Origin of the sequence: Saccharopolyspora sp. 7B (assembly GCF_020177435.1) — a bacterium.
Lineage (GTDB): Bacteria > Actinomycetota > Actinomycetes > Mycobacteriales > Pseudonocardiaceae > Saccharopolyspora_C > Saccharopolyspora_C gregorii.
The window spans coordinates 40213-53077 of sequence record NZ_JAIUKC010000010.1 but is presented as its reverse complement, the minus strand read 5'-3'; the positions used below and the strand labels follow the sequence as shown (position 1 = coordinate 53077).

Sequence of the window (12865 nt, the reverse complement as noted above, 5' to 3'; positions counted from 1 at the left end):
CCCGGCGGCGGGGCGCGGCGGCGGGCCCCGGCGCCCCCCCCCCCCGGCCCCCCCCGCGGGGGGGGGGCCCGGGGGCGCCGGCGCGGGTTTGCCGGGCGCCCGCGGCGCGCGCCGGGTTTCCGGGCAGACCTGCTGCCTCGGCGTCCTCCGTCGCGCGTTTTCGCGATCCCGCGCGGGAGCGCGCTGCTTGACTGGCGACACCAGACCGAACGGACGGCGACGTCCGGCGGTCGACCGGGGGAACGCAGGCTGACGAGGAGGGGCGTTGCGCCAGCGCTGGACACATCTCGACGACACCGCGGCGGAAGGCGGCAAGGTCCCCGCCCTCGGCAAGGAGTACTGGCCGCGGGAGGAGGTGCCCGCTCCGGGCGAGGTGTGGCACCGAACCGTCCGGGTCGAGTCGGACGGGCCGGTCGCTCCGTGCGCAGGCGCGAGCGGTTGCCGGTGGTGGCAGCGGTCCGGCGCGCCGTGGCCGCGCAGCACCGGAGCCGCGTGACCCGCAGCAGACCGCGCGAGCCGGGGAGGGGGCGCGTTGAAGACCGTGAGCGATGAGGTGCGCACCGGCGGTCCCGGGGGCGGGGCGGCGGAACTGGGTGCAGCGGAATTCCTGGAGCTGCTGGCCGACCAGGCGACCGCGGTCGCACTGGTCCAGGCGAAGTGGGTGGAGGCGGTGCGCGCCGTTCCACCCCCGCCGGACCTCGGCCCGCTCGCCGCCGAGGTGCGGACGGCGTCGCTGGACCTCGTCCGGCGCGACCTGTGGTTCCGCGCCGAAGCCGTCCGCGAGACCTGGTTCACCCAGTACGCGCAGTGGGTGAGCTGGTGGGTGGACACCGCCCAACTCGCCCTGCAGTCCGCGGCCGGTCGCCGACACGTGTTACCCGAGCGGGTGGTCGCCCTACGACCGCCACCGGCCTACCTGGGCGGACTCGGTGCCGGCGCGCACCCCGGAGCTCCGGCTGCGGTACTGGGGCGCCGACTGGTCCCGGAACTCGCTGCCCCGGTTGCTGGAGGCCGGGGAACTGGAAGAACTGCTGGCGCTGGCGGACGTCGAGCGGTCGGAGGAGGTCCGGGCCGCCCACCTCGCGCTGCTGTCCGCCCGGAGCGCAGGCGACCTCGCCCTGCACCAGGAGGAGGCGAGGGTGCTCGACCCGGCCACCATCGACCGGAACTGGGACCTCTACGGCCTCCGCCACCAGTTCGCGTGCGAGTTCGCCCAAAGCGTCCTCGACCACCTCCGAAACCCGGCCCCCGCCTGAACCCACGATCCGGCGGCCACGGGCCAGGAGCGGAACAGCCGGGCCGAGCCGGTGATCCCGCGCCGATCGAGGCGGTGCCGCCGGACCTCGCCGTGGCCCGCCCATTCTGGGCGGCTCACTTGCACGCGGGTGGAGAACACGCGGGCACGACCGAATGCACGGCCGGCCGCCGGAGCGTCGGGCTGCGGGTAACCGCCCGTGCGGAACGACGCGATCACGGCGGACGCTATTCCGCGGCGAGCAGCCACAGCCAGGTCGACGGTGCGCCGAACGGTTCGCGCCGCTGAACCCGCAGGCCCGCCGCCGCGAAGGCGTCTTCGTAGGCGCGGCGGCTCGCGATCGGTGTGTCCATGAAGGCGTGCACCAGCTCGAACTCGACGGAGAAGATCGGCAGCGTGCTGGGCGAGGTACCCCAGTCCTGGCTGACGGTGTCGCCGACCAGGAACCACTTGGCGTCGGGGAACACCTTGCGCAGCATCCGCATCGTTCCTGCCGGGTCACCGCTGCTCTCGAACAGGTCGTGCATCATGAGGAAGCTCGTGACCAGCTCGACGCCGGGGAACGTCCGCTCGTCGAGGACGTCGAGGACGTCGGCGCACACGACTTCCACGCGGTGTCCCAGTCCCGCGTCGGCGACGCGTTTGACCGCCTTTTCGCAGGCTCCCCGGCTGGTGTCGATTCCGAGCCCGGTGCGGGCCTCGTTCGATCCGCACAGCCGGATCAACCGGGAGGCATCACCGCACCCGAGGTCCGCGACGGTGCCGAAATCGACGTCCGCGACGACCGCGTGCTCGGTGCGCAGCATGAGTTCTTCGCCGACCAGACCGGAGCCGACGGCGACCTTCCCGCCATCGCGGTCGACGTCCGTGCCGAAGGTGGCCCGGCCCGTGGCCAGGTCGGAGAGGTGGAGCAGCACGTCGCTGTACCCGCCGACTCCCCAGGTGAAGAAACCTCGGTGACGCGCCAGCACCCGTCCGGCGTCGGTCAGCGCGACCGTGCTCGCGGTCCCCGGATCCGACGGAGTGACAGCGGAACTCACCTCGACGTAGCCGAGCAGCGCGGCGGCGCGCAGGAGCGCGAGCAGCTTCGACGGCTCCGCTCCGGTCAGTGGGGGGAGAGCGTCGAACGGTCGCGCACCGTCCTGGAGGTGCTGCCAGACGTTCAGCTCGGTCAGGGCGAAGACCACGTTGGCGCCCACATAGCCGTTGAACAGCGCCGCCGGTTCGATCACGGGTCCGGTGGCCACCTGAATGCGGCCCTTCGGAGCGCCGAGGCCGGTGTTCAACTCGTTGTGCACTTCGGAGTCTTCGAGGATGGTGGCCAGCGCAGCGCAGAACCGGTCCATCTGCTCCGTCGTACCGACGGTGACCCGCAGGTGGGCGGGCAGACCGAACATGTTCAGGTCCCGGACCAGGATGTCGTGGTCCTGCTTCAGCCGCGCGGCGATCTCAGCGCTGTTGCCGGGCGGCTTGACGAGCACGAAGTTCGTGGCAGAAGGCTGGAACGCCACGCCCATCTCGGTCAGGCGCGCGCAGAAGTGCTCCCGCGCCGCGACCGTCTTCCGCCGTACCTCGTCGACGTAGTCGCGGGACTCCAGCGCCGCGGCCCCGGCCTGCTGGACGATTCGATTGACGCTGAACGGCAGCGGCTCCCGGGTCCGGCGGATGCGCTCGACCAGGTCCGCCGGACCGAGCGCGCACCCGAGTCGCAGGGATGCCAGCCCCCACGCCTTGGAGAACGTGCGGAGCACCAGCAGACGACGACCGGCGCGGACCGCGCTGATCGCGTATTCGTGGTCCGGCCCCGCGAACTCCATGTACGCCTCGTCGAACACCGGGATCACGCCGGCGGCCTCGGCGGCCGTGAGGATCCGCTCGACGTCGGAGGGTTCGAGCACCGTTCCCGCCGGGTTGTGCGGGTTGCAGACGAACACCAGCGTGGGCGCTCCTGCCTCCGGCGCGGCCATCGCCTGCACCACGGCGTCGACCGGCACCCGGTAGTCGTCCAACGGCAGGCTGTGGACGCGGGCGCCGGCCGCGCGCGCCGAGGAGACGTATCCGGGGAACGTCGAATCGGTGACCAGAACCGCGTCGTCGGAGCCGAGGAAGGTCATCGAGGTCAGCAGCACGAGTTCGTCGGCTCCGTTGCCCACGACCACCATGTCGGACTTCAGGCCGTGGTACTCGGCGACCCGTTCGCGCAGTTCCGCGCAGTCGCTGTCCGGATAGGACGTGCAGGCGTTGTCGAGTTCCTCGGTCGCCGCGCCGAGCGCGGCGGGTGGTGGCGGATAGGCGCTCTCGTTGCAGTGCAGCCTGAGAACTCCGTCCTGTCGTGCCACTCGTGAGGACCCGGTCTCGGTCGGCATCCGGCCCATGTGTACCCCTTCACATACGGATGAGTAGTTCCGGTGATTTCGTCCTCACTGGACAGTCGCGAGGGCGGAGTCGACGGCGGCCGGTGTCAGAACTCGACACCGGGGGACTGGAACGCGGGTCCGAGCACGGTGTCGCCGTCCCCGGACGGCATGTCGTGGAGCTTCTTGGCCTGCACCTGGAGCTGGTACATCAGCCCGACGGAGTCGTCGAGTTCGTCGGGATGGCCGTTGAACACGCGGTGCAACGCGGTGAGCATGTTCGTGTAGGACTCGTCGCAGGCCACCGATTCGCGCCTGCCGGGGGAGTCGGCCGGGAGGCGGTAGGTGTCCGCGTCGTCCACGACCGGATGGACCCCGGCCGGGTCGAAGGGCACCTCGGCTCCCTCGAACACCCACGCACCGCGCTCGTTCCGGATGAGTCGGCGTCCCTCCACGATCTCCTGGAAGCGGTAGTAGTGGCCGAACTCGTCGGGGTCGAGGACGCCGTCACCGTCGAGGTCGTGCGGGCTCCCCTCGCCCTCCTCGATGATCTGGTAGATGGCCAGCAGCGCGGAGCGCTTGTCGGTGACCTTGTAGAGCGTGCCCGGCGCGTCCGGCCAACTCACCTGGCGGGCGGGATCACCGGTGAACAGCGACCCGCCGTCGTCGAGTTCGCAGATCGCCCGCGCGATCTGGTTGTAGAACCAACCGATCGTCTGCGGTGTGTACTCGGCTCGGTTGAACCAGTCCTCCAGAGCCCGCATGGCGCCGTCGTCGGCCTCCAGCACGGAACCGGAACGGTCCAGCCGCACGCTGTCCGGTGCGATGACGGAACCGCGGAACAGTGCACCGTCCACAGTGGGGTGATCCGGCTGCTCGATCGCCATGAACACGTCCTTGACGTGCTCGCGGGACATCTTGCGCAGCCGTACGGTCAGATCGGGCAGCACCGGACCGGGAAGCTTGCCAGGATAGGTCGGGACCAAGCCGGGCCTGCCGATCTGCGGTGCCCCGCCCACGGCGTTGAGCAGGTTGCAGACCTGGGCCATGTGCTGCATCTCCTCGATGACCACCCCACGGATCGTCTCGGCGATCCGCACGTTGTGGCCTGCCTTGATCGAGAGCAGCGCCGCGAGGTACGGCGGCACCGTGGCCTGCTCGACCAAGACGGCCTGCTGTAGCACGGCACGCAGTTCTTCGGGACTGCCGATCTCCATCACCGGGGGAGCGGGCTCGGTCCGCAGCCACTTCACGATCATGTCTCGCTTTCCTGGTGAGAGGTCTCGGGTGACGGGCATGTGGTTCGGCGATTCCAGCGGGGCCAGCATCGTGCGGCGGATGTAGGTCCCGTGCCGCGTGACGTGCTGGTAGTTGCCCAGGTCGAAGAGGTCGTGCATGACCGGGTAGAGGTTGGCGTACCGCTGGAAGATCGGCCGCACGTCGCGGTTCCAGGTGGGGCGCTCCGGGCCGGTGTAGCGGTCGAACACCCGCACGCTGAGATGGCCCGACGGCGCGTCCGGTCGTGCGGCGAACCGGTAGGGGATGCGCACGGTGAGCCCGTCGAGCATCGGGCGGGGATGGCCGGGGTCCCGGCCGGTGAGGGTGATGCGCGCACGCCCCTGCTCGTCGGTCGTCACGCTGCGCGGAAACTCCACGACGTCGGACTCTTCGCCGGTACCGAGCGCGATGTCGGTGTGGGCGGCAGGTTGCCCGAAGCGAAACGCGCGGAAGTCGACGGTCGCGGTGTCGTGCCCCTTCTCGGGGTGGAGCCGGAAGACGGACTTGTCGGCGTGGAGCGTCCCGCCGTCGTGGGGCTCGGCGAGCAGCACCTTCGGCGGTCGTGCGTCGTCCACCACTGCCAGCCGTCGACCGGCCACCGCCTCGTGCTGACCGGCGGCGGGCCGAGCGGTGACGATGGCGGCAGTGCGTTCGTAGAAGCCCTGGTCGATGCCGTCGAGCGGAGCGAGCACCTCCGGCGTGCCGTTCTCGTCGAGCGCGGCGAGGCTCAGCGCCGGGAGCTCGACGAGAGGCCCACCGCGTGTCGACGCCCTGATGCTGTTGCCCAGGTCCACGAAAACGATCCCCGAACCGTCCACTCTGCACGGCGCATGGTGGAACGGCGCGCCTTCGACGGGACTCAGAACACGGGCGCCTGCCCAGTGCTTCGGCTGCCCGCTCCGATAGGGCCCGATCGACCCCACCATGCGACCGTAGGTGAGGTCGTCGCTCCACTCCTCGATCCCGTCCTCGACACCGTCCATGTTGAACTTGATCGAGAGCGTTCCGTCGTCGGTGGTGTCTCGGATCTCCCGCAGGATGGCCGATTCGAGCGGGTCCGCCCACTCCAGGTTGGTCAGCACCGAGTGGTACACCGCCGCCGGGTCGCCGCGGCCGGACGGCAGCGTCGCCCGCATCCACATCTCGTCCATAGCCGCTACGGCGTAGTCGGCTTTCAGGAGTTGGTCGCCCGCCGCGTCCAGGAGTCGCATCCGCAATCCGTAGATCTCGGAGACCAGTTGGTTCTCCGGGTCGAGATCGACGAACTTCCCGTTGGCGCGGAGGTCGTCGTCCCGCACCGTTCCTTCGAGAGCGGGGTCGTCGGCCTTCGACGTCAGGGTGCGGCCGTCGGCGTAGCAGGCGCTGGTGATGCGCAGGTCGTGCAGCCGCAGCGCGTTGGATCCGCCAGGGTTCCACAACCCGTTGACGTCCGGGAGCTTCATCCGCCAGTGGAAGCGCGGTTCGAACAGGTCGTTGTCGAAGTACGGCTGGGCGTTGTTCACCGTGGCGGCGTCGGACTGGAACGTACCCGCGAAGTTCAGCCGCGGGTGTCCGAGGTAGGTCACGGTGATCCTCCCACTGTCCGGTCGAGCGTCTGGCGTTCGTCGTGCGGCGGTCCGGCCGGATGCGCTCTGGACCGCGAGGGACGTCGAGATGTCCCTGCCAACGACACGATCGGGACCTTCCGGCACCGGTGCAAGGCCCTGAAGCCAGGAATCCGCCCCGAGACGGCGCTTTCACCCTGGACTTAACCGTCCATCATGGACGATGCGTCGAAACGTGGACGTCATGTGCTGAATTCGACCGGCAGTTCCTTGGCGAACCGGAAGTTGATGCTGTCGAGCCAGTCCAGGTCGTCGGTCCGCAGCCTGAGTTCGGTCGTCCGCTCCAACAGGACGCGCAGCGCGATCTCGATTTCGGCGAGCGCGAGCGAGGCCCCGAGGCAGTAGTGGATGCCGTGTCCGAACGACAGGTGGTCGGTCGCTTTGCGGGTGACGTCGAGACGATCCGGGTCGTCGTAGCGGCGTGGGTCGCGGTTGCCCGCCCCGAGGACCAGGGTGACGGACTGGCCCTGCTCGACGTGCTGGTCGCCGACCTCCATGCCTTCCAGCGCGACACGGGTGGTGAACTGCACCGAGCTGTCGTACCGCATCAACTCGTGGACCGCGACCTGGCAGAGGTCGGGATCGGCCCGGAGCCGGGCGAGCTGATCGGGGTGGCGCAGCAGCGCCAGGACCGCGTTGCCGATGAGGTGGGTCGTGGTGGCCTGTCCGGCGTCGATGAGCAGCAGGAAGTTGGCGAAGACCTCGTCGTCGGTGTAGGTCTCGCGTTCGAGCTGTCCGGCGATCACCTGGCTGAAGAGATCGTCGGCGGTACCCGCACGTCGCTTCGCGGCCTGCTCGTCGAAGGCGGCCCGCAGGGAGTTCACCCGGGGGACTTCCGCGCAGGACTGGGTGAAGAACTCGTGCAGCAGGCCTTGCCAGTTCTCCAGCAGCGGGGTGGCGTGGCCGGGCACTCCGGCCAGGTGTGCGATCACGTTCCGGGACAGCGGCTCGGAGAAGTCGCCGATGACGTCCATGTGCCCCTGGTCGAGCACCGCGTCCACGAGTTCCTCCGCCCGCTCGGCGATCAGCGGGCGCATCTCCCGGATGAACCTCGGGGTCAGACCCGGTTTGATGATGCGGCGCAGGCGGGTGTGCTCCGGCGGCTCGTTGAACAGCATCATGTCCGACAGCGCGCCGGCGAGCGGCTCCATATCGGAGCGGACCGATGCCGGGAGCTGGGCGTGGAAGTCTGCGATGCGCGCACCGGAGAGCCGGTCGTCCTTGGAAAGCCGCGCGATCTCGGCGTGACCGAGGACGATCCAGCTCCGCATCCAGTCGTCCCACTGGACCGGGCCTTCCTCGCGCATCGCGTGGTACAGCGCGTACGGATCAGCCGCCCAGTCCGGCTGGTAGAGGCTGAGCAGGCTGAGCGTGCTCGATGGCGCCATGCGCGTGAGGTCCTTCCCGCATCGGCAGCGAAGCGTCGTCGCGCGGATTCCCCAGAAAGGCGCGGGTGAGCGTGCTCCGCTGTGCGGCGAGTGTGTCAGCGGAGGTGCCCCGGGGCAACGGTTTCGGATCGCTCAGGGGCATCCGTTAAGCGCCGGCGAAATCAGTCCTGTGTGGACTGCGAGGCGCCCGCTGGCTGGGCGCTGTTCACCTGCTTCCGGACCCCGACGCGCAGGTTCCCTCCCACTGGTACGGGAGGGAACCGGGCGGGGCGGGTCAGTCGGACCCGATCGCCTCCAGCATGTTGGTGCGTGCCGCCCGGTGGGCGGGCCACAGCGAGGCCAGCACACCGACGATGACGATCCCGACCAGGGCGAGCAGGATCAGCGTCCACGGGAGCGTCGCTCGGGACAGCGCCTGCCCGAGCATCGCGTGCTGCATCACCGTCCCGGTACCGACTCCGACACCGACCCCGAGGATGCCGCCGAACAGGGAGATCACGATGCTCTCCACCCTGATCGTACGGCGGACGAGGGCGCGGCCGGCTCCGACCGCGCGGGTCACGCCGATCTCGCGGGACCGCTCCATCACCGACAGCGCGAGCGTGTTGACGACGCCGAAGACGGCGATCACGATCGCGACGCCGAACATCGCGTACATGACCAGCAGGCCGTACCGGAACTCCTCCACCCGGTCGGCGATCACCCCGTCCCGATCGGTGATCGAGATCTCGGGACGGTCCTGGAAGGCGGTCGCGATGGCCTCGCGTGCGGCCTGCGGGTCGGGGCCGCCGGCGTAGACCGTCGTGACGTGGTCGCGCAGGTGCGGCGGTGCCAGGGCCTGGTCGAAGAAGATGCTCGCCTGTGCTTCGGTGGCGTCGTAGACGCCGACCACCGCGGTCTTCACCGGCGTTCCCTCGACGACCAGTTCGAGCGGGTCGCCGACCTCGAGGCCGAGCATGTTCGCCTCGTTCTGCGCGATGATCGCACCGCGCGACACGTCGTCGGTCCCTTCGGTGATCTTCGGCGTGAGCACCTCGCCCAGCCCCTCGCGGTCGATCGCGGAGACGATGCGCTCGCTGGTGCCACCCTCGTGCCGGATTTCGGCGAAGGTGTCCCTGCTGGCGAGGACGGTGGAGACGGCGGGCAGCGACCTGAGCTCCCCGACCACGCCGGGGCCGAGGGTGGCGGCGCCACCGGCGGCCGGTTCCAGCACCGTCGAGGTCACCGGGATGTTCAGCCGGATCGAGGCCGTCACCATCGTGGCCAGACTGGAGCTGAGCGTCGCGAAGGCGCACACGAGCCCGAGCCCGACCATCAGGGTGGTCGCGGTGGCAGCCGTACGCCGGGGGTCGCGGGCCGCGTTGCGCATCCCGAGCCGTGTCGCCGGGCCTCCCCAGCCCTGCGACCAGGTGGCGAGAGGGCGCAGCGCGCCGGCTGCGACCGGAGTCAGCAGCAGTACCCCGCCCGTGCACAGCACGGCACCGCCGATCGCGATCATCCGTTCGAGGGTGCCGAGACCGGGAGACGCGGTGGCCACGATCGCGACGAGGCCCGCGACCACGCAGATCCCACCGGCGATGGACTGGCGGGTGTGCGGGCCTTTCGACGTGACCACGTCGTTGCGCAGGGCGGCCATCGGGGAGACCGCCGCCGCGCGCCGGGCGGCACCGTAAGCCGCCGCGACGGTCACCAGGACCGCCACCAGATAGCCCGCCCCGACGCCGAGCAGCGGAACTCCGTAGCGGACCACGTCGCCCTCGGGCTGCATGAACCGGAACACGATCAGGCCGAGCCCGATCCCGAGCACCGTGCCGATCGTCGCCCCGACGCACGCGAGCGCGGTCGCCTCGACCACCACGCTCGACCGGACCTGCCTGCGATGGGCACCTACCGCGCGGAGCAGCGCGAACTGCCTCGTTCGCTGGGTGACCAGGAGGCTGAACGTGTTGGTGATGACGAACATGCCGACCAACAACGCGATCGCCGCGAAGGGCAGCAGTTGCGCGAGTGTGTCCGACGCCGTCTTGTCCGCGGCCTGCTCGGCGTTCGTGACCAGCTCGGCACCGGTGGACACGCTGTACTCGTCGGTGGCGTGCCCGGCTCCGATGGTCTGCTCGGCGGCCTGGCGCAAGGTGCTGGGTTCGGTGCCGGGGGTGCCCGTGAGTTCGATGCGGTCGAAGCGGTCCCCGACGAGCGACGCCGCGGTCGCCCCGTCGTAGGCGATGGACGGGACGTGCTCGGAGCGGCCCGCGGCATCGGGCCCCAGCGCGGAGTACTGGAAGAGCCCGACGACGACGGGTTCGTCGATGCGGCCGTCGCCGAGCACGATCCGGGCACGATCACCCAGGGCGAGTCGTGCCTCGCCGGCGCGCGACTCGGCGAGGGCCACCTCGCCCGGACGCTGCGGCCCTCGCCCGTCAACGAGGGTGAACCGGCCGGTCTCGTCCCAGTTCGTGCCCGCCAGGTCCGTGCCCGTCGAGACCAGCTTGCCGTCGGTGCCCACCACACCCGCACGTCCGGCGATCACGCCGTGCGCCTCGGCGACGCCGTTCGTGGCCGCCAACGCGTCGCGGTCGGCGAGCGTCAGATCCGGGTCCTGGGACGCGGTCTGCACCGACACGTCGACCCCACCCCGGGCGGTCTGCCCGGCGAGCGTCTTGGCCAGGGAGTCGGAGACGACGAAGCTCGCGACGACGAACGCGACGCCGAGCGCGATCGCGACCAAGGTCATGGCCAGGCGGCCCCGGTGTGCGCGGAGATCGCGCAGCATTGCTCGCAGCATCAGAGACCGACCTTCTCCAGAGACTTCATCTTGTCCAGCACGCCTTCGGCGGTCGGTGCGTACATCTCGTCCACCAGGCGGCCGTCGGCGAGGAACAACACCCGGTCCGCGTAGGTAGCGGCCATCGGCTCGTGGGTCACCATGACCACGGTGCGGTCGAAGTCGTCCACGCTGCGGCGGAGGAAGGACAGGATGTCCGACGACGACCTGGAGTCGAGCGCACCGGTCGGTTCGTCGGCGAACACCACGTCCGGCTGGGTGATGAGGGCACGGGCGCATGCCACTCGCTGTTGCTGGCCGCCGGAGAGTTCGCTCGGCCGGTGGCTGAGCCGGTCCCGCAAGCCGATCGCCTCGATGATCGATTCGGCCACCTGCGGGTCGGGCTTGCGCCCGGCGAGGTCCAGCGGGAGCGTGATGTTCTCCCAGGCGGTCAGCGTGGGGAGCAGGTTGAACGCCTGGAACACGAACCCGATCCGGTCCCGGCGCAGCTCGGTGAGGGCGACGTCGTCGAGGCCGGTCAGGGCGGTGCCGCCGACGAAGACCTCACCGTCGCTGGGGGCGTCGAGTCCCGCGACGCAGTGCATCAGCGTCGACTTGCCCGACCCGGACGGTCCCATGATGGCGGTGAACTGCTCGCTGCGGAACTCCACGTCGACGCTGTCGAGCGCCACGACGCGCGCCTCGGCATGGCCGTACACCTTGGTCAATCCGGCTGCACGGACGGCAGCGGTCGTTTGAGTCATCCGCACAGCGTCGTGCCCGGGAGAGTTCGCTGCCGTCGGCCGATCGGATAGACGATCTGCAACTAAAGTCGCGCCTCGAAAGGGGACGTCGGACGGCCGTTACGCTCGGCGCGTGGACCCCAAGGCGCGCTCGGAATCCCAGCAGCTCGATGCGAAGGACCGGTCGTGGTCGACGGCCGACCGCGTGCTCGCCGTAGCGGTGTGCCTTGCGGTGTTCGTCGCGACCTTCCTCCCCGCCGGAGCTCTGGTAGCCGAACCGGCCGCGTTCACCTCGATTCCGGGACTCGCCCTGACCCTGCTGATCGCCGCCCTCTCGGCGGTCGTGACCTGGCTGGCGCCTCGCTGGTCGTGGCCGTTGTACGCACTCGCGTTCGGTACTTGGTTGATCGCCTCGCTCTGGCCGTTGCTCTGCGTCGCGTCGTTCCGGGCGGCGTTGCGCCTGCGCTCGTTCGTGCTCGCGACCTACGCGGTCGCGGCGACGGCAGCGGTCATGGCGCCCACTCTCGTGCGCGTGGGGCGGCCGGACGTCGGGTGGGACTCGGTCCAGAGTTCCTTCGGCGGGGTGGCCCTGTTCGTCGTGCTGCCGTTGTTCATCGGACTGTGGGTGAAAGCGCGACGGCAGGTCGTCGAGGGGCTGCGGGAACGCACCCAGCAGCTTCTGCGGTCGCAGGAGGCCCGCGCGGAGCAAGCCCGCGCGCAGGAGCGTTCTCGCATCGCCCGCGAGATGCACGACGTGGTGGCGCACCGGGTGTCGCTGATGGTGCTCCACGCGGGCGCGATCGAGGCGAACTCGCCGAACGAACTGCTGGCGGACGAGGCCGCGCTGATCCGCCGCACCGGCCGGGAGGCGCTGGGGCAGCTCCGCGAGGTGCTCGGCGTGCTGCGACTCCACCCGTCGGAGGTCCAGCTGCAGCCGCAGGCCACCGTGGCGGACATCGAGGATCTGGTGGAACGGTCTCGCTCCGCTGGCCTCGACGTTCGCTATCGGTGCGAAGGCACGCCTGTGGCGTTGCCCGCGATGGTCGACCACACCGCCTACCGGCTCGCGCAAGAAGCGCTCACCAACGTGCACAAGCACGCCGGAACCGCCAGGACCGAGGTGACGGTGCGGTACCTGACGTCCGCGGTGGAGGTCGGTGTCAGCAACGCGGCTCCGGAACGGGTATCGGAGGGGCTGCCGGGCAGCGGTCTCGGACTGGTCGGCCTGCACGAGCGGGTGGGACTGCTGCACGGCACGCTCACCACCGGGCCGACCCCGGACGGCGGGTTCTCCGTCCAGGCGACGTTGCCGACCACTCCGGTGGAGTCCGGCGGGTCCACTCGGGGATCGGAGTGACGAGGTGCCGTACCGACCACCCACCCGCCCGGCCGGCGGGGTGACGGAGGAGCGGTCCACTGCGCGGGCGCGTTGTCACCGCATCCTCCGCCATCGAAATCGGGTCCGATCCAGCCGGGTCTGAA

Annotated in this window: 8 protein-coding genes; 3 read left to right on the top strand and 5 right to left on the bottom strand. The window is 70.3% G+C overall.

Annotated features, from left to right (window positions below):
* Window positions 1-265 precede the first annotated feature (265 nt).
* Entirely contained in the window at window positions 266-496 is a 231-nt protein-coding gene (locus LCD33_RS01920) for a hypothetical protein (RefSeq protein ID WP_224955843.1), read from the top strand.
* A gap of 433 nt (window positions 497-929) precedes the next feature.
* Entirely contained in the window at window positions 930-1256 is a 327-nt protein-coding gene (locus tag LCD33_RS01915) for a hypothetical protein (RefSeq protein WP_224955844.1), read from the top strand.
* 226 nt (window positions 1257-1482) lie between these two features.
* Here the strand turns inward: LCD33_RS01915 and LCD33_RS01910 are convergent, their stop codons facing one another.
* The 5 genes from LCD33_RS01910 to LCD33_RS01890 form a co-directional block, all read right to left on the bottom strand.
* On the bottom strand, window positions 1483-3621 hold the full coding sequence (locus LCD33_RS01910) for an aminotransferase class I/II-fold pyridoxal phosphate-dependent enzyme (protein WP_224977456.1): 2139 nt from the start codon (window positions 3619-3621) through the stop codon (window positions 1483-1485).
* A gap of 95 nt (window positions 3622-3716) precedes the next feature.
* Window positions 3717-6452 (bottom strand): ferritin-like domain-containing protein, encoded by a 2736-nt coding sequence (locus LCD33_RS29295; protein WP_224977455.1) that lies wholly within the window; start codon window positions 6450-6452, stop codon window positions 3717-3719.
* Window positions 6453-6673: 221 nt separating this feature from the next.
* A complete protein-coding gene (locus tag LCD33_RS01900) occupies window positions 6674-7879 on the bottom strand; it encodes a cytochrome P450 (protein ID WP_224955847.1) in 1206 nt (401 codons plus the stop codon).
* A gap of 274 nt (window positions 7880-8153) precedes the next feature.
* On the bottom strand, window positions 8154-10661 hold the full coding sequence (locus tag LCD33_RS01895; RefSeq protein WP_224955848.1) for an ABC transporter permease: 2508 nt from the start codon (window positions 10659-10661) through the stop codon (window positions 8154-8156).
* Window positions 10661-11404 carry an ABC transporter ATP-binding protein gene (locus LCD33_RS01890; protein WP_224955849.1) on the bottom strand — a complete coding sequence of 248 codons (744 nt, stop codon included), beginning with the start codon at window positions 11402-11404 and terminating at the stop codon, window positions 10661-10663. The genes LCD33_RS01895 and LCD33_RS01890 overlap by 1 nt, the downstream gene beginning before the upstream one ends.
* 112 nt (window positions 11405-11516) lie before the next feature.
* Between LCD33_RS01890 and LCD33_RS01885 the strand changes: the two genes are divergently transcribed.
* Window positions 11517-12740, top strand: coding sequence for a histidine kinase (locus LCD33_RS01885; protein WP_224977454.1), 1224 nt, complete (start codon window positions 11517-11519; stop codon window positions 12738-12740).
* Window positions 12741-12865: the final 125 nt, after the last annotated feature.

What these genes read in the sequence shown, in the direction of transcription:
- LCD33_RS01910 (WP_224977456.1), bottom strand. Translation starts at nt 3,621, where the DNA reads ATGCCGACCGAGACCGGGTCCTCACGAGTGGCACGACAGGACGGAGTT.
- LCD33_RS01900 (WP_224955847.1), bottom strand. Translation starts at nt 7,879, where the DNA reads ATGGCGCCATCGAGCACGCTCAGCCTGCTCAGCCTCTACCAGCCGGAC.
- LCD33_RS01895 (WP_224955848.1), bottom strand. Translation starts at nt 10,661, where the DNA reads ATGCTGCGAGCAATGCTGCGCGATCTCCGCGCACACCGGGGCCGCCTG.
- LCD33_RS01890 (WP_224955849.1), bottom strand. Translation starts at nt 11,404, where the DNA reads ATGACTCAAACGACCGCTGCCGTCCGTGCAGCCGGATTGACCAAGGTG.